The sequence below is a fragment of the Candidatus Nitrotoga fabula genome (assembly GCF_905221025.1).
GTDB lineage: Bacteria > Pseudomonadota > Gammaproteobacteria > Burkholderiales > Gallionellaceae > Nitrotoga > Nitrotoga fabula.
Window position 1 is genome coordinate 1 of sequence record NZ_CAJNBL010000013.1, and the last position, 18751, is coordinate 18751.

Annotated in this window: 14 protein-coding genes; 4 read left to right on the top strand and 10 right to left on the bottom strand. The window is 47.0% G+C overall.

Features of this window, described 5'->3' with window-relative positions:
- Positions 1 to 285: 285 nt before the first annotated feature.
- The 6 genes from KJA68_RS04895 to KJA68_RS04920 all read right to left on the bottom strand — a co-directional run bounded on the left by KJA68_RS04895 (position 286) and on the right by KJA68_RS04920 (position 6104).
- On the bottom strand, positions 286 to 552 hold the full coding sequence (locus KJA68_RS04895) for a hypothetical protein (RefSeq protein WP_213035821.1): 267 nt from the start codon (positions 550 to 552) through the stop codon (positions 286 to 288).
- Positions 553 to 824: 272 nt separating this feature from the next.
- Entirely contained in the window at positions 825 to 2813 is a 1989-nt protein-coding gene (locus KJA68_RS04900) for a hypothetical protein (RefSeq protein ID WP_213035822.1), read from the bottom strand.
- Positions 2814 to 2867: 54 nt separating this feature from the next.
- A complete protein-coding gene (locus KJA68_RS04905) occupies positions 2868 to 3842 on the bottom strand; it encodes a glycosyltransferase family 2 protein (RefSeq protein WP_213035823.1) in 975 nt (324 codons plus the stop codon).
- Positions 3839 to 4324: a GtrA family protein gene (locus tag KJA68_RS04910; protein ID WP_213035824.1), complete on the bottom strand. Its 486-nt coding sequence runs from the start codon at positions 4322 to 4324 to the stop codon at positions 3839 to 3841. The genes KJA68_RS04905 and KJA68_RS04910 overlap by 4 nt, the downstream gene beginning before the upstream one ends.
- Positions 4325 to 4888: 564 nt before the next feature.
- A complete protein-coding gene (locus KJA68_RS04915) occupies positions 4889 to 5440 on the bottom strand; it encodes a DUF4360 domain-containing protein (RefSeq protein WP_213035825.1) in 552 nt (183 codons plus the stop codon).
- A 217-nt stretch (positions 5441 to 5657) separates the two neighbouring features.
- Positions 5658 to 6104, bottom strand: a complete 447-nt coding sequence (locus KJA68_RS04920; RefSeq protein ID WP_213035826.1) for a hypothetical protein — start codon at positions 6102 to 6104, stop codon at positions 5658 to 5660.
- A gap of 857 nt (positions 6105 to 6961) precedes the next feature.
- Between KJA68_RS04920 and KJA68_RS04925 the strand changes: the two genes are divergently transcribed.
- The 3 genes from KJA68_RS04925 to KJA68_RS04935 all read left to right on the top strand — a co-directional run bounded on the left by KJA68_RS04925 (position 6962) and on the right by KJA68_RS04935 (position 12327).
- The gene (locus KJA68_RS04925; protein WP_213035827.1) at positions 6962 to 7975 is read left to right on the top strand and encodes a hypothetical protein; all 1014 of its coding nucleotides are present in this window, start codon (positions 6962 to 6964) and stop codon (positions 7973 to 7975) included.
- 1173 nt (positions 7976 to 9148) lie between these two features.
- Positions 9149 to 10525, top strand: coding sequence for a hypothetical protein (locus KJA68_RS04930; RefSeq protein WP_213035828.1), 1377 nt, complete (start codon positions 9149 to 9151; stop codon positions 10523 to 10525).
- A 221-nt stretch (positions 10526 to 10746) separates the two neighbouring features.
- Positions 10747 to 12327, top strand: coding sequence for a tyrosinase family protein (locus tag KJA68_RS04935; RefSeq protein ID WP_213035829.1), 1581 nt, complete (start codon positions 10747 to 10749; stop codon positions 12325 to 12327).
- 577 nt (positions 12328 to 12904) lie between these two features.
- On the opposite strand, the gene KJA68_RS04940 is transcribed toward KJA68_RS04935, so the two are convergent.
- The 3 genes from KJA68_RS04940 to KJA68_RS04950 all read right to left on the bottom strand — a co-directional run bounded on the left by KJA68_RS04940 (position 12905) and on the right by KJA68_RS04950 (position 17130).
- Positions 12905 to 14602: a hypothetical protein gene (locus tag KJA68_RS04940; RefSeq protein ID WP_213035830.1), complete on the bottom strand. Its 1698-nt coding sequence runs from the start codon at positions 14600 to 14602 to the stop codon at positions 12905 to 12907.
- 388 nt (positions 14603 to 14990) lie between these two features.
- Complete coding sequence (locus KJA68_RS04945) at positions 14991 to 15707, bottom strand: class I SAM-dependent methyltransferase (protein WP_213035831.1); 717 nt, start codon at positions 15705 to 15707, stop codon at positions 14991 to 14993.
- 151 nt (positions 15708 to 15858) lie between these two features.
- Complete coding sequence (locus KJA68_RS04950) at positions 15859 to 17130, bottom strand: MFS transporter (protein WP_213035832.1); 1272 nt, start codon at positions 17128 to 17130, stop codon at positions 15859 to 15861.
- A 135-nt stretch (positions 17131 to 17265) separates the two neighbouring features.
- On the opposite strand from KJA68_RS04950, the gene KJA68_RS04955 reads away from it, so the two are divergent.
- On the top strand, positions 17266 to 17448 hold the full coding sequence (locus KJA68_RS04955) for a hypothetical protein (protein ID WP_213035833.1): 183 nt from the start codon (positions 17266 to 17268) through the stop codon (positions 17446 to 17448).
- 208 nt (positions 17449 to 17656) lie between these two features.
- Here KJA68_RS04955 and KJA68_RS04960 read toward each other — a convergent pair whose 3' ends face one another.
- Positions 17657 to 18520, bottom strand: coding sequence for a hypothetical protein (locus KJA68_RS04960; protein ID WP_213035834.1), 864 nt, complete (start codon positions 18518 to 18520; stop codon positions 17657 to 17659).
- Between the last annotated feature and the right edge of the window lie 231 nt (positions 18521 to 18751).

Consider the following 18751-nt stretch of genomic DNA (forward strand, 5'->3'; position numbering starts at 1 on the left):
GTTCATGCAATTAGTTCCATGACCGGAGAAAAATATTCATCAGGATGTTCTTATCCATTGACCCAGCGTCCTTTGGCCAAATTTCATATAGAATGTCACAGAGGTTTTGCTCCATGGAAGCCGCATGATTCCACGGCATGCAAAATCTGGATCGGGTTCCCTTTCCGTCCCTGAAGCCTGCATTGGTTCAGTTCGGCATGGATCCAGGCAAGATTCCTTCTGCTCGTGATTAGGCGCAGAAACTTCCATTCAGCATGAATAGTACCAGTTATATCTTTTGCGGATTCAACTGGTTTTAATGATTCGTGCATTACGCATGAATGCAATGGTTTTCTTCGCCAACAAAGAGGTAAATGGAAAGGCAAAAAAGTGGCGGAAGCTGACAATGAAATCGTGACCCTGGACGAGATTGCCGCTTGGCTCGTCTTGCGACACGGATAAATCGACCGACAAAAGCAGAGGAAACCGCTCTGCATGGATGTGATCACAGCCGACAGCAAGTTTCCTGCCAGTCCTGGCGGCCTGCACGCATCCAGGCAAGATACAGGACATCCTGATCCAGACATTGCATCCCCCGGGTGGTTTTCGGCATTCAACCAAAGGCGACGGGAAAAAGTATATGCTGAACCGGTCTTATTGCAGTTGCCTTTCCGATGCCATGTGCTGCATGGGCCATGCGCTGGCCTACCCGGGGTGACAGTCAGGCCCAACTTACAGCAAATCACGTTGCTGAAATAAAAATTGACTACAGATAGATTATTCCAAACCCGACAAAAATACCAATTTTTTGAAATTCTTGATTTCATATCCATTAGTTCAAGTGTCTAGAGTGGTTCTAGACTATATCCTGACAACCTGATTGTGTCATTTTCATTAACCCAAACCCGCACTTCAATATCCCGCACATCCCTGGATAGATGAACTAACTCATTCTGTATCAACACATCATCTACATACGGTTTCAGGCCAAATTTTGCGTGTATTTTATTTCCAAGATCGGAAACAACATCAACATAGGATCCGTTCAGCATGCCAGATGAACCCCATACATTAAGTCGATAATTACCAGATTTCAAAGGAAAATAAGGTCCGAACGTTAAAAATCCAACTTTACCGTTTGAAATTTTGACTCCATCTTTAACCAAACCCACTGCAGACGGGAGCTTAAGCAACGACTCATCTTTAAAAGTAAAAGCATGCTTGAAACATTTGGCAGCAGGAGGAATCTGCCATACCCTGGGAGCAACCCATAATGCGTAATCCCCCTCCTGATAAACTCTTTTCCCTCCACGATCGACTAGTTTTTCTTTAATTGCCTTGTCAACTGGACTGTTTTTCAGATAATAAAGGACATCTCCATTAATACAAGACCAGCTAGGTCTTGTAAGCCAGGAATCAGGATATACATCCTCATCTATTAGAAGAAGAGCCTGTCCATGAATATTTGGCAATAATGTATTCAATGGCATCATTCTCCAGAAATCGTCACCATATACATTCCGGATCCCGGTTTCTTCTGCAATTTTTTTAATTTGAAGAACCGCCCCAGAAAAATTTCGAACATCTATAAGTTTGTCAATATTCCTTTTATAAACAACCAGACTAGCGAACCAAAATGACAGCACCAAGCTTACAGCGAAAATCAATATTCCTGCCCCGTTACGGGTAACCAATCTTGATGCTATCTCGTAGAGGCTCATAAAAAGGCAAAATTTTACTAAAAAGATCGCCCACAGATAGTGCCGGGAAGAATCGGGATTCAGGGCGGAAACCGCAAATGCGCCAACTATTACACCCGATACGGCAACTAACGAAACAAAGTTAACAACACGATTCCCTGAAAAACCATGCAACCCCTGGGAGCTTGCCAGCTTCCATAATCCCAATCTGACTACCTTCAATACACCGTCGAGAATAAATGAAAAATATGCAATAACTAACAACATTCCTGATGCAAAAACAAGAAAACCCAAAACAGAGAGATGGGTGCCAGAAACTGTATTTAAGCTCGATACGGATCTAATAGCCTCTCCGGACGTACGGATGAAATTTTGAATAAATTCATCACTCGATTTGAAGGTAAGCGTATTGAAATAATTATTCGAAATGGGATAAGAGCTGATCAAAAGTTTATTTGTGGCATAAGCCAGAACAAAAGAACTTGCCATACCGGAAGAAATTATCAGTAAATGCCTTATATTTACAGTCAAGGGAATCACAATAAGAACCGGTACGAGCAGGAGTAGCCCTCGGATGGGAGCCTCTGACGACATCACAAACAAACAGATGCATCCAATAAGAAGAGAAAGATTTCCTTTATCTGAAATATAGCGATGGACAGAAATCACTGTGCCCAAGGCAAGAACCACATTGGCTAGATGTGATTGCTGCCCCAAGATCAAATCGACCTCCCAAATACCTAAAGGAATCAGTAACAGGATCGAGAATAAAAGTCCTTTTTTCCTTGACTCAAAATACCTAGATAAAAACCAAAACAGAATCACTGCCCAAAAAGCGATGCTCAGGGAAGATCCAAAAACAAAAGCATTGTGGCCATCCAAACCAGCCCATAAAACCAATGCTATGAATGGACTTGATCTCAAGAAAATCAGCTGGTTTCCATAGCTGAAATCTGCAGGAAGAAGCAATTTCTCATCAAGAATGGCTCTAGCCAATACCTGCATTGCAGCCGCATCGCCATGAAAATGAAGCGGATAAAACCACCTATGATGAATGTATCCGATGCCGAAGGCTATCAACGCAGCAATACAAGGAAACAGGTAATATGTTTTTATTTTTTCTATGTAAATCATATAGGTAAACTCATGCAGCCAATCCAGAATCCTATTGTTGACATCTGTACTTCATTATTCCTGGAGGTCTTTCCTGAATGCATCTCCCTCAAGCTTATCAATATGGAATCTAGGCCTTCCCTTGCTTTCTATATAAATTTTAGCGACATACTCACCAATTACACCGAGGCTTAAAAGTTGAATCCCACCGAGAAAATACATTGGAACAACTGTAGAGGTCCATCCGGGTAAGGCTTGATTCAATATCAGACTTGTGGCGAGTCCCCAGAGTCCCAGTCCGCCGCTAATCAACGAGACCAAAAAACCCATGGTCGTGATCAATCTCAATGGAGCGGTCGAAAAAGAAGTAATTCCCTGCCAGGCAAAGGAGATCATCTTCCGCAACGGATACTTCGACTCTCCGGCGAAGCGCTCTGCACGATCGTATACGACGATTGCGCTTTGATAGCCAATCTGCCGGACTAAGCCACGTAAAAAAAGATTGACCTCACGGTATTCTGACAGTGCATCAAGTGCCCGACGACTCAACAGGCGATAATCGGCATGATTAAAGACAATATCGATCTTCATCGCTGCCATGAGCTTGTAATACCCTTCGGCGCTTATGCGTTTAAAAAAAGTGTCCGTATCGCGGCGCTTGCGCACCCCATAAACGATTTCACAACCCTCTCTATAGTGGCGCACCATCTTTGGAATAACCTCAAGATCATCCTGTAAGTCTGCATCGACGCTGATAATCATGTCACCCGGTGCAGTCATCAGACCGCATAGCAACGCATTCTGGTGCCCACGGTTGCATGAAAGTTTAATGCCACAAACTTCCTTATGGACAGCCGAAAGCTCTTTAATCAGCGCCCATGTGTTATCCCTACTTCCATCATCCACATAGAAAATTGCACTGCGATCGTGAATCAAACCTTCATCGCGCATTCGAGTAAGCAGTGAAATCAAACGCGCACTTGTCTCACCCAGAACATCCTCCTCATTGAAGCAAGGAATTACAAGACCAAGAACAGGGAGAGTCATCATTGGAAGTCTCGTCTGGAAAAAGTCCATGTAGCATTGACCAGATAATTCCAAATCAGCACGGTAGCTGTTCCGATTAACTGCGCAATCACAATCGGCATGGAAAAATTTATCCCCTGGAGCAATACGATCTGGTTGATTCCCAAACCAACCAAAGCGGTGAACAAAAAGCGCGGCAGGCTTCGTGCATGGCTATGGCTGCCACCAAAAGTAAAGTGGGCGTTAGCATAATAATTGTAAAAAATACTAAGCGTATAGCCCGTGGCCGAAGCAACACCTGCTGTAATGTTCTGGAAGTAAATCAGAGCCGCCATTATCGTATAATGAAACAGAGTGGCGCTCCCACCAACAAGCAAAAAACGCAAGAAGCTGGATTGACTAATCTGGCTCATAAAAAATTCTACACCGTTGACACCGGATACAATTAAATTTGTACAAATTATAAAATTGATCGTCTTTGAATATCCGCCGGAGATACACCACATTCTCTACACTATCAATGCCAATGATCCGGAGAACATGGGCCTGCGCAAAATTACCAGGAACCCGAGACCGCTCCCTGGCAACAAGGCATTGCTGAAATTGTTTTAACTGGCGCTGATGAACATCAGCCAGAAATGGACTATGCCCCGACAGAACTGACAAAGGGTGCTCCATCGATTTGCCATCCTATTCGAGGAACGAGATGCCTACCTGTTAACGCAAACCCCGTTTACACAAAATTCGGGACACCCTTAGAGATGTTCAGTGCATCCTTAACTTCCTGAAACACTTCTAAACAAGAACCATTACCTCCCGGTTTTCAGGCTAGCTTTACCATTTGGCGACCATTCAGCCGTGAAGCTATTACGTTTTCTTGCACTGGAAAAATTGCAGGCTGGGGATTCCCCCAGCCTGCCAGGTTATGCAGTGATTTAGCTTGGTATAACGACAAAACCTTCTGACATATTGCCATGAGACCTGGAAATGCCATAGCCTGCCGAAAAGCAATCAATGGATGAATAAGCAATACGAACAGACCATGGCACCGATGTATGCCATGATCAGCCTTAATTCAATTTCAGGTCGAGAGAATCAATGGTAATTTGACCTTGACCAGTAAGGTTACTGCCTTTATCGACAGCAACCTGGAGTATAATGGAAACAGTTGTACTGGATGGATTTCCTTGAGCCAGTACTGTCGCGGTTGAACGCGAAAGGTAGTCCTTTGCCACCGGTCCAAAAAAATTGGTGACCAGATTCGATCGCTTGGCACGAGGAATGTTCTGGTGCTGATCTCCGGTCATTCCACTCTGTAGATGAACATATCCACGCGTATCCATTATTACCCCAACGCTGTCATTATTCTGCATGGTCAGATCGATTCGGCACTCCTTCACTTCTTCACTTCCCGGAATGCCAGGACCTGTAGAAGCAACGAATGAATCAAAAATCAGTGTCATGCTTTGGCGATCGTTCGAAACACTCTTACCCACTGATCCCTGAGGGCATCCCGCTCCCTCAAGAGTGATATTTTCAATGCCATTGGCCTGCGCATAACTGGAAACGAAGACAAAACCAGCTATAGCAACCGAACTAATCCAATGCCTGACTTTTATCATAGGTCCTCTTTCAATTTTATAAATTATTACTTACATATTTCACGAAAACCAGACACTCGGTTTAGAGCAATCTGGTATCGTTCTTCTCGGATGAGATTTGTATAGCTCGTCTTTGCAATTTCGACTAGCTGGTCACAAAGACTCAGATGCTAACGTATCCAACCCTCCTGACCTGCATTACTCAAAATTACACTCCAAAACTTAGAATCCACCAATTTTATTGAATTTGTAACCGGCAAATAGCGGCTTTTCCAGTCATACATTTTTTACCATTCGGCCCATAGTCCGAATCACCTAGCATTTCCTCCCCTACCTTGCACTTGCCATTACATAAAGGTGCAGTTCCTCTAATGATAACATCGGACGTTTTACAGCAATAAGCTTTTGTGCCAGTGGCACACTTATCTCCATCCCCTTTATTATCACGTTTTGCAAGTGTATAACCTGTTCTACAGTCACCATTACAAAACGGTGCTTTCCCCTCCCAAATACAAGTATCAGCTGTACTTTGCGCCGAGTATCCTGTTAACAGGAATATCGACAGCACAAACATGGCTCTAAATGACATTCTATGACTGATCATTATTTTTCTCCCCGTTATTAAAAAATTAAAATATATATAATATGTTTTTAAAGATAAAAATTTAATTCTATTTCGTTTCATATTCGAATCAGCTCAAGTTCTAATAAACTGACATTACTCAATATACATAAATTTCTATGATTTTATTTAAAAAGTCCTTAATTAATCTATTTGCACCTTTTAAAACTGGTTCCTAAAGGTTTTTTACATTGCTGATCTGATGGGCAATCACTATCACGCTCGCACTTCTTTACGCATTCATTTTTTTTAACGGCCCAGGCTGCACATCCGTAGCCTGATGGACATTCATTATCATTTTTACAGGTAGAAGAGTTTCCTATATCTCCTCCAGCGTCTCCCAGGCAAATATGCGCCCCTCGTTGATCGCCACACCCCCATGCCCCGACGCATACCCCAAATGGCCTGTTTGTTCCACATTCAAGCTGTATAGCACCTGCGCAGGAAGTGTAGCAAGTTTGGGCAGATACCGAAAAATGGATCGAGAAAAGCGATACCATCCCTAATATGGAAACCCGGTTCCTTTTTAAGAATTTAGACATCAAATTCATGATTTTAATGTACACATCTATTCCTAAGATTTAGTTTTACAAGTTTATATCATACTTCAATTTCAAGTTCAATCATGTTGCGACTCGTCTGAATAAAAAAATGGTTGACAAGCCGTTGCAACCGGCGTAAACATCCAAAAACAGTTTCGCAGCAGACGACGGTAAGGAAAATTGGTAAGGAAAATTCTGCGATGCACGGCTGATGGGAAACTGGCTGGGCAGGAAGGCGCGCAGCGTGCGCAGGATGCACGCAGATGGTAAGATGCGGAAGAACTGGCCATACTGCCTTGACAGGAGGTGGGCAGCAATTCGGGTTTGACCCTGAACCCTGGAATTCTGGCAATCAATCCAATAATAAGGAGAATAAAAATGAAAAACTTCAAGAGAAAGTCAATCTGCCTCGCCCTGGCAGCCGGCATTGGCGCATCCGGCATGGCGATGGCGCAGGCAGTCCCGGTAAACAACGGCATGTACATCAATGCGGATGGCACCGGCCAGGTGCTGCTGTATCCGTACTACACCACCCGTGGCGGCATGGACACCTACATGTCCGTGATCAACACCACTGGCTATGCCAAGGCGGTGAAAGTACGTTTCATCGAATCGAGGAACAGCCGTGAAGTGCTGGACTTCAACCTGTACCTGTCCCCGTATGACATGTGGACCGCGGCCGTGGTCGATACCGGCACCGGCGCCAAGGTGATCACTGCCGACAAGTCGTGCACCACACCGATGATCCCGGCGGGCGGCCAGGCATTCGTGAACTACGCCTATACCGGCACGGTGGACAACGAAGACAAGATCGACCCGAGTGATTCTGACGCCAACGGCATCAACATCGGCGGCCGCGACGGCGAGACCCAGTCCCTGGACCGCACGCGCGAGGGTTACATCGAAATCATCGAAATGGGTGAAATCCATGGCAATGACGATATCCTGGAAGCGCTGACCCATGTGGACGGCGTGCCGGACGACTGCTCCAAGCTGCAAGGGCTGAAGTACTCCGATCTGGGAACCAAGCTCTACATGGATACGCCCACCGGCGGCCTGACCGGCTCCGCGTCACTGGTCGCTCCGGGATCCGGAACCGATTTCAGCTACGACCCGGTGGCGATCGACAACTTCGCAGAACACCCGATCTGGCACCAGGCCGGTTCAATCGAGCCTGACCTGCGTCATGGTCGCTTCCGCAGCCTGGTGTTCTACAACCAGCAAGTGGTGAATACCGACTGGTACGAAACCGGCGAATATGGCAGCGATGACGCGTGGAAGGATTCGGTGAATGCGGTGAAGAGGGCCACCAGCAGGCGTCCAGCAACAGCAACCATACCTACTATGGTCTGCCGGTCATCGGCTTCATGGTGCAGGACTTCGTCAACCTGAATGCGGCTCCCGGGGTGATGGCCACCTACGGCGGCAGCTTCAAGCACAAGTATGAGACCTGCATTACTGGTGAGGTGAATCAGAAATATGAGTCCTGCCATTACGCATATTAAGGCGTAGGCAGGCTCGCCGGAACCGCAGGTTGCATGCGGTTCCGCTGGACTGGCGGAAGCAAAACCGGAAACCGGGGTGCGGAGAAATCTGCACCCCGGTTTTTTGTATCATTTAGACAACTGGATGCAAACATCAAATCAGGCAAATTAAGCCGTATTGAATCTTCCAGAACAAAAATTGCAATGTCCCGTCAGGGGCATTTTTCTATGCGACCTGATTCAAGTACATAGGCAATCCCCCCATCAAAAATGGGGGGATTACCTTTCCATCCACGCTCTTTTTTATAGTGGAAAAAACTCCGATTCTGCAATTGACCGTAACATTAAATCCTGGCCGCCACCAGATTCCGCAATCTGGACAATTGACGGGAAACACCACTGCGCTTTCCTAATTTGGGTTCTGGTGCCAGCTGGTGATTTCCTGAAGATCGCCATAGAGGTCGCACTATCGCAACCACCCCTGCCACACCATCCGGCATGCGGGACCGTTCGGAAATTTGAGGTCATGTCAGCCTTGACATTCACAGTCGGTCAAAGTTAGGGGATCTTCAGGAGCCGGCAGGTGCAGACACATGCTGCGCACAAACAAAATTACCCGCCAGGCGGATGGATAATTCTGCAGGGCTAAAGCTCACGGAGTTATTTCTTTCCGTTCCTGCTCCTTTTTATAGTGAAAAAACCCTGCGTGCGAAACCGGCTCGGTCCTTCACCTCGAAAGCCCCAGAGATTTGACGCGCCCTCTCCCCACAGATCAGCATCCCGGGCTAATTTACGGAAGGCAATTTATTAGGATATAGTATTTTAATTATTATTATAAATTATACCATAATAACAAAGATATTTGTGTGCACTTTACCAGCCAAAAATTTCAAACCGGGCAAACCCAGAAAATCCCTCCAGCCTTTCTACTGTCATCACCCTGTCAACTTTGACAGTTTATTCCAAATAACTATCAACATAATATTAATATTGAATGACAATTCAATTATATATAACAAAGTTTGATAATAATTGCCATTCATCCTGTAACTAAATTTAACAGAATAACAAGGGGTATAGCATGAGAAAAATTCAATCCAATACGCTACTTGACGCCAAACTCACCTCAGCTCTGAATATCAATAACAATGCGCACGATCTGGCAACTACAAGTGAACATCCCTTAACAACAAAGGCCGCTGCCGATATCAATGACCAGGCTTGGAATCACCTGTATGGGGCCATCATCAACGGATTAGGCGTAAGCCCTAAAAACTTCCAGCTAATTTACCCATTTACCACCTGGGATTGGCCTATTGCCCCGATTGGTTACACTTCTGCTGCCCAATGGGATTTCTGCTCTGCAGTGCCGCAATTTAGTGCCACGGGGCAGTACACGTCTGCAGGCACTGCCTTTAACGATTCATACGGGACAATGCTCAATATTGTCAGCGCAGCTACGACAGATGCGAAGCTGGAAGCCGAAATTGCACAGGCACGCAACATGCTGCAGTTGGCTACCAATAACTATGATATGGTCTACGCTCAGGCACAGGCCGCATACCTAAAGGAAACCGGCGGCACCAACGCTCCAGTGTTTACTGAATGGCTGGGAGGATTTGGGGGGCGGTCATGGAAAGCACAGCTTGATTCTGCCTGGATCAATGTGCAGTCCCAGCAGGCTGTATACAACCAGCTTCTTTCTGAAACCACTACTCCCGGGCTAAAAGACGCACAGGCACGATTGGGAAATACAGACTATTACACAAAATTCCAGGATCCATCGCTTTCCACTTTCCCCCAGGTTCCATCCTATTCCATCGCAATGGATGCCACGACCTGGCTGAACAAAGTAAAAGCTGGTACAGGGGGAAGCAAAGGCTCTGTCGGGTTTGAAAACTCTCAATCAGAATATGATTACAAGAATACCTGGGCAGGTGGCAGTACGTCCGTTGGCAACTTTTTCTGGAGCGTAAACATTGGAGGATCCTGGCAGAGGATAGATGAATTTGCTTCCGATTCTTCATTGAAAGTCGTGGTCAATTTCGAGGCTTGGGATCAGATCTCTATCCAGGCTGGACGCTGGTATAACGGCGCGTTCGTTTCCATGATCAAGGACGGTCCATTTATCCGCGGTTACTCTCCACACGGAGAGGGAGACACCAAAGCAGTCTGGGGGCCAAACGGCATCATGTCTGTACAGAAAGTGGGTATGGTTGTATGTTACAAACCCTCTTTCGCGATCAGCGTAAGCGAATCCACATTCAAATCTTTTTCAGAAAAATGGAATATTTCATCTGGTCTGCGCATTGGTCCATTTAACTTCAGCGGCGGCGGCGGCAGTGCCTCCTCGGGGTGGAAAGCAGATGCTGCATCCAAAACATTCATCGGCACTTCAACTGCCGAAACCGCCCTGATCATGGGACTGAATGTAAACCTGATCAACCCGGCCTCGTAATCTACGGCTGCCTTAACAGAAGAACTTCTCTGTTAAGGCATATCCGGATGCATAATTTTACTTATAGCTATTGATATTCCGAACCAGCCAATAGCAATTGATACATGCTATCCCCTGTTTCGGAAAACCTTTTCTTCTAATTCAAAATCCTGCATTCATTTTCAGATACAAAAACTGAAAACTCATCCATACACCTGCAACTCGCCATAAGGAATTATTTAATGAAACGTGCCATTATTACATTCATCACTGCTGCAATCTATTGCAGCTCCCCTGCTTATGCAGTGTCCGAACGAATTAGCGCCTATGACTTTGCCAAGGATCCTGCCAAGGTGGCTGCCTTGCAAAGGGCAGTCGCAACCATGAAATCCCATGATGCAGCCGACAATTCAACACCTGAATTTCGCACCAGCTGGCAATACTGGGCGAACACACATGGTTATCTGGGAACCGGGCCGAATGCAGCGGGTACTGTTGCAACCTATGTTCCAGCCTCCATAGGCATGTGCGGCGGAGACCCTGTTTGTATTTCCTATTATGATCACCTTCGCGATACTCCTTTGCCAAATGATGGAGTTACGAAAGACATATGGGGAACCTGCCAGCATGGGGATTTAAATTTTTTGCCTTGGCATCGCATGTATCTGCATTTTTTTGAACGGGTAATGCGTAAACAGTCAGGTGACGCAAATTTCAGCTTGCCGTACTGGGATTATTTTGATGAAAAAGGGCCAACAGGGAAAGGCATTGCCCTTCCGGAACTGGTTCGCGGAAAGTCGGCAGGCGCAATGTATGACCAATTCCGTACCCCTGGGCTGAATGAATACCTGACTGCAATTGACCCAAGCAATGGCAGTGCAAAGCAGGCTTTCGATTTTACGAATTTCAAGCTTTTTTCTTCTCTATTGGAAAGCCAGCCGCATGGTGCCATGCATTGCGCCACAGGATCAGGGTGCAGGGCACCGGATATAGGGCAGGTACCACTGGCTGGCCTGGATCCGGTATTTTATTTGCATCATGCGAATATAGACCGCTTATGGCAATGCTGGCTGAATCGCGAAGCAAATGGAAAGACCATTGATCTGGCCTGGGCAAAAGCCAATCTAGGTATGCCGGACTCCTGGTACGATACCAGCTATCAGTTCGTGGACGAAAATGGTCAAGCGGTCAGCATGACCATTGCAGATGTATTCACGCCAGGCGTTATCAATGTGCATTACGCCAATGAATCCAGTTGCACCCTTGAAAAACCCGTGCTCAAAAAGCCCAGGCTGCTTGGCGCTGCGGCTCCCAAGGCCATGAAAAGTCTCTCCCCGGTGTCCCATACCAAAGGAGTCGTGCTAAAGGGAAATGCGCTGACTGTTCCACTGCAGGCTGCCACTGAAAGCCGGTTACGGTCTGCGTCCCCCAGGGCAATGGGAACCAGGCAAGGAAACATGATGTTGATTATCGAAAATGTGGATATCCAGGGTGACCCCGAAGTTACTTACAAAATCTATATCAGCAGCAAGCGTAATCCGAAGAAATCGGTTTACATCGCTACCCTGAATTATTTCGGAGTCATTGGATCGATGCACAAAAACCACAGCTCTGATTCGGATTCTTCCAATAAGATCGGCACCTTGATTTACGATGTACAGGAAGAACTGATGGAACTCGGCGTCCAGTCAACATCGGACATTGCAGTGCGTTTTGTACCCAGCAATTTTATTAAAGAAATCACTAAAAAACAAACGACTAAAGGAAGCGTAACCGTTGGTAATATCCGTATAGAGCCATCCATTGGAGAATCCGATCAATAACCGGTAAAATCCTCGCACCTTCCATGCTGTCCAAAATCCAAATGGCTGAAACTGTCAACTCAGACAGCTTCAGTCATTAAGGATTTGAGAAATTACCTGTATACAGTCACATGGCAGAAAACTGCCGAAACTTTGCAAGAGAAAAGAAGTGACGTAAGCCGAATTATTAAAAAGCGTTCAACAATTGCCACTTTTAATATCTATTTTTTAACAGATTCAAATACTGGCCTTTGCTGTTAATAATAGAGTCCAGCCCATTCTATTACAGCATACGCATCCGAATTATGACCATAGTTTCTGATCAATTTTTGAATTGGCGATTCACATTGTGATCGTTCTTAATTGCAAAGAGCAGGCAACTACATATATGCAAGCTCGAGACATTGCACGTCTGCACCTGCCCAAATCCACGATCCTTAAAAACCGGGAAACAAATCTTCAGTTTGAAATTGCCATTTCTCCCCTGAAGAATCGTTTATGCAGTCTCCAAGCATTTCTATTGCAAGTAGATTGCATGCATCCCAAATACGACACTGTTAACTGATTGAATTTGCGTGTTGATGGATATCCAGGCGGATCACTTGACGACCACGGTCACCAGCTTGCTATTGTCGGCAGTGTTCGAGTCATAGGAATCCGCTGCCACCGCGGCCTTGATGTCAAGATTTCCGGTATCCAAAGCCTTGATGGCAAAATCCGCCTGTGCCTTCTGTCCGGCGCGAAGCGGCCGCTCCAGCGTGCAGGTATACTGCTGCGGCGCGTTCTGGGTACAGATGCCGGGCACATTGAGCTTGGGCGCCGAAGTGACGCTCCCTTTAGGGCTCAAGTCGATCACGATACGTGCGCGCGGTGCGGCACCGATACCGACATCAATCGAAGAAACGCCGGTGGGAGACTGCGGCGTCCGCAGATTGCTGATCGTGGCGGAGTACGTGATGGTTTCCCCCGACTTAACCTGCGCCCGAGTAGAAGTGAGCGTGGCACCCAGTCCGATATTGGAGTCACCGCGGTAGCGGCGCGTGGCTACTGTTGTTTTGCCAGGCACTGATGCAGAGGTGGTCCAGGCAGTCACGATATCTCCATCCGCGTCCATCGCCACTGCCGTGGCATCCTGATAACCAATTGTCAGCGTATTCAACTGGAACTCCGGTCCAGCAGCCAGGCTGGATTTGTAGTAACGTTTGGCATACACCGCTGTCTCGCTGCCGTCCTGGTAATGTGTAGTCCAGGAGATCACGTAGTCTCCGTTAGACGCCATCGCAATGTCTGGCGAGAACTGCATCGAGTAGTCGTACAGGTTCACGCGCACCCGACTGGTTACCGGCACGCCGCTCTGGTCGAATGCGCGCGCGAGGATGGCGAAATTGCCGGCAGCCTTCTCGGTTGCGTCGTAGAAACCGGTCCAGGTCAAACGGAAACGTCCATCTGCCTGCATAGCAATGGCCGGATCGTTACCATCGAAACCGCCGAGCGCCTGGGCGTTCTTCTTGTTACCTGTGGGCCCGAAAAGCTGGAAGTGGATGCGATCTTCGACGCCTGGCAGATCGCTTCCGTCACCGCTACTATAAACGATGGCGTAATTCCCGGCCGCGTCCATCGCAATGTCACACTCTTTGAGATTACGCCCGGCAAGCTCGCTGCCGCTGACTTTGACTGCGTCGCTCAGCGGTGCTCCGTTGGCTGCGTAGCGACGGGCGTATACCGCCGCCGGGCCCGATCCGGAGACATCGTAACCAATCCAGGCTACAGTGAAATTGCCATTGGGAGCGAGAGCGACGGTGGGTGTCCACTTGCTGGTCGCACCCAGCGGGTCAATCTCGAATTCACCGGCCTCCGGCATCCCTGCGCTGGTGTAGCGTCGTCCACGGATTGCATTCAAACCGGAGTCAGTGGCAGCATTCCAGACAATCACCGCCCTGCCGTCGGCAGCCATGCCGACATCCGGGTTATAAGCACGGTCGGTTGAGGTATCTACTTGTACAGCGGATGGTAGATTCGACGCTACATTGGTCGGCAACACGTTGGCAGCGATACGGTTGGCAAACACGTGCAACTGGTCACTTTTAAAAGAATTGAATACCACCAGTGAATCCCCCTCAGCCGAACGTGCAATTGCTGGAGGGTTCATCGCACCCAGTCCTCCGCTGGCATTGCGTTCCGCCTCAAGAGCTGCAAAACCCGCATGGGACACATTAGGGAAAAATGCAACGACTACAGCCAGGACGTAACAATGGCTGACGGCGGGAATGCGCAGAATGGGACGTAAAGCGAACATGGAAATCTCCTGGTAAATATGAAGTGATTCAGCAAAACCTGAATTTAAACAGGCTAATTTTTTAAGTATATATTAATTTGAGAGTATCGATTGCAATCTCGACAATAAGGAATTCCATTTCAACTCGGATCGGTTGCTTCATCAATGTCTTTTATTCAATCGACACCATGGCAATGGCGCAATTTCCTTAGGGATCCTCTGATCATTTACCGCACTACTTTTCTCATTTCGAGCTGATGCCGTAATTCAATGCGAATTTCGAAATTCAGGCATGCCCGGCGGCACATTGTCTCGCTGGATCGGCCAATCTCTGGCCGTCCGGCCTGCCTCAGGTGCATTACGCCTCTGATATTCACGATAGTCACCGTTTCGCCAGGACTGTCCATATTCAATTTACGGTTGCTGTAGCACGCGAAAATAAAATCATGTGATGCTGCGCATGGCGTGCCACCACACGGGCTTCCTTCAACCCTGCCCTGCTAGCCATGGCTCGTAATGTCGACAAGCACTCCGGATAATCATGGTCGTGCACGTGCGCACATGCTTCTTTCAGCTGATCTGGCGGAACCTTATTCCACTGCTCTCGCATGAATTTCAGGTATTGGTCCAGATAGTCTTCCCGGCTCTGATTTTCCTCACGTACCACATCTACCATAATTAGCCATCCATTTGTGGCAAGACAACGCTCCACTGCGCGGAAAAAACGTGCCTTGTCCATAGATGTCATATGGTGAATTGCAAAGCCAGTGAAAATCACATCCCATATTTTAGTAGTCGATTCAATTGCTGTAAGCATGTCGCCATGAGTCAGAGTAACCTGACCAGGCAATTTTCCCAGATATTCACGAGCTTCTCTGAGTGCTGTTTCGGATAGGTCCACGCCTTCATAAACCAGAGGAGAGCATTCCTTCAGGCAGGAAGCCAAGTAACGTGCATTACCGCAACCCAGATCTAACAGGGTGTATGGTCCACGGTCGTAACGTAGCCATAATGCATTATGAACCGTCGCATAAATTTCCCGATGGAACATGTAATTGTATTCGGTAATCAAATCATAGGTCGACCAGGACTGCGTGAAAATGGAAATCGGTGTAGAGGAGTTCATAAATTATCCGTTGCTGCGATGAAAGAAACAGTCAAAATTTGCCGGCTGAATTTTCTGATATAGCCAGAAAATTCTGGTTGGTAAATAAACCTGCATGATTATGCGAAACCTCAAATTTTCCGATATGAACCGGAAATACAACTACGATCAGTTAATCATTACCCACCGGTATTTTCAAGGTAAGGCATGCGCCCAAAACCAGCAGGATCGCCAGCATGTACATGCCAGAATCCATTGACCGGGTAATGTGCTTTAACCACCCCACTGCATATGGGCTGGCAAATCCCGCAAGATTTGCAACAGAATTGATGGCTGCAATACCCATTGCTGCACTGGAACCCAATAAAAAACCCGTAGGCAAACTCCAGAATAGCGGTATTGCGGACATAATACCCATGCATGCCATGGTCAAGGCCAGCAGGGATGGTAAAGGATTGTGCGCCAGGAGCACGGAACCCACCAGTCCTGCCGCCCCCAGAAACATTGTTGTTGCAATATGCTGGCGCCTGTCATGGGTCAGGTCCGCCCGACGTGCAAAGATCAGCATGGCAAGCATGGCTGCCATCCACGGGATGGATGAGAGCTCGCCTATCTCCAGATTATCGGTGACCCCCATATCCTGAATAATAGTGGGCAACCAGAAGCTGATGCCATACAAGCTCATGGTCATGCTAAAGTACACGGCACTCATGACCCATATCCGGCCGCTTTTTGCGAGATGCCGAGCTGGCATGTCCCTTTTTTGTTTTTCTTCATGCCGGATGTTGCCTTCCAGCAGACTTCGTTCGGCATCGTCAAGCCAGCTTGCCCGTGAGATACGATCATCCATGAGCAATATCACCATCATTCCCAATACAACCGAAGGGATTGCCTCAAACAGGAACATCCACTGCCAGCCATGCCAGCCATGTGTATGATCCCAGTTTTTCAAAATCCAGCCTGATACGGGCCCGCCAAATATTCCAGCTAGCGGGATAGCGGTCATAAAGAGGGCAGTAATGTAAGCCCGACGATGGGAAGGATACCAGTAAGTTAAATATAAGATGATTCCCGGGAAAAATCCTGCCTCAGCAACGCCAAGCAAGAACCGCATCACGTAAAACTGGGTGTCCGTGGTAATAAAAGCCATACCAGCTGAGAGAAGACCCCAGGTAATCATAATGCGTCCGATCCACAGGCGTGCCCCCACTCTGTACAAAATAATATTACTGGGGACTTCAAATAAAAAATATCCAATAAAAAATACACCTGCGCCCAGACCGTAGACTACATCCAACATCCCCAAGTCTGCCATCATTTGCAATTTAGCAAAGCCAATATTGACGCGATCAAGATAGGCAGCGGCATAGCAAAGCAACAATAGTGGAATTAACCGCCACGTGACTTTTTTATAGGTTCTTTCTTCAAACGAATCAGCTTGCATATTTGTCAGGTGAGTCTTTTGCTGATTGCCTGAAACATTATCAGGTTTGGCTGTTACTCAGCGCAGAGGATAAGTCGATACTATTTTTCGATCTGCATCTGCCAACTTTTCCGGCAAGAGTCATATCTGGCGGATTTGATCAAAGAGATTCATAAAACCGATGGCAAGATCGGTTATGTGTCATGGAAGCGCGGCACCAACGAGAACACCAACAGACTGATCCGGCAGTACTTCACCCAAAACCGGGACTTCTCCACCATCACACAACAAGAGATCGACACCGCCATGAACCGATTGAACAACAGGCCCAGAAAATGACTTGGATTTTTGACTCCCAGTCAGGTATTCTTCAAGTCAGGCGTTGCACTTCAAATTTGAATCCGCAAATCATAAACAAAACTGAAAAAGAGCTGAAACATCGCTCTTTCTCAGTTTTATAACACAAGACTGCAACAAAAATATAATTAAAATGTAACTTTAATTTTGCAATCCAGTCATCCTGTAAGCAAAAAGCACTAACCAGCAGTTACGGATTCTGATCCAGCACCGTCAAATTTGGCTTGGTTTCGACATGCAGGCTACGATTGCTAATCTTGGTATTGGCAAGAACGCCTACAGCAGATATTCCTTTCCCAGCCTTCACAACAGCGTCTGCTACGCCAGCAACCAGGACAAACTTAACACCAACGTCAGCGTACTCTACCTCTAAAGGCGACTGATCGCCAGTCAAAGCCCACTGAAAAGCTCCAGTAATTCCTATATCCGTTGCCTGAATACCCAGATTAAGGGAGTCTGACCGGGATTTCTTCTTATGGCCATGATCCTGATGCCTTTTCGGCGCATAACTTCCAGCCACAATAACGGATGCTTGTCCTAATGCACAAAGTCTTACCGGATCCATGCCGGGTATGGCATCCCCATTGATCGTGGGGTACATATAGATCGCCGAATACTGTGCCTTTGCACCGATAACGCCCTTCAGCTTTGATTTGTCTGCGTCAGGAGTAAGAGCCAGATCAAGGCTGGCCTGATCTAACGTGCAGGAGGCACGTGCATCGATAAGCACAGAAGCATTAGGCCAAGGTGCAATAGGAGCATCCAATACTGTTTCTGCAGCCTCCACTTCAGCCGCCCAGGCAGCCGCAAATTGCTCATTAACGATCATTCCGTTCCCAGTACCCCCGGCACAGAATGAGAAAGCATTATTTCCAGTAGCGCATAGACAATCAGCAGTCGAACTTGAATTGGTCGCGGTAACCAGGCATGCAGCCGTTGATTCAAGTCTATCCTCTGCATGTACAAATGCTTCGGTTACAGGGTCTGCCTGGGATAATCCACTGGTCAGCATTATAAGCACGGCACCACTTAATTTATAACACATTGCTTTCATAACATACTCCATAGTTGGTAAATAAAAAATTTACGCTGCAGCGTTGATTGTAACTTCATCTTGTTTAAAACTATATTAATAAATTAAACGTGTATGACCGTTTCATTTCTCCCCTACTTCGATCCAGGAAGCAAAGATCAGGTGGCCATCAATCCGCATCGGAGGTCCGGCACGGTGTGACCTGAATCCGGCATTCCTCAGCAGCCGCTCTATGCCCAGTGGAGAGACGGT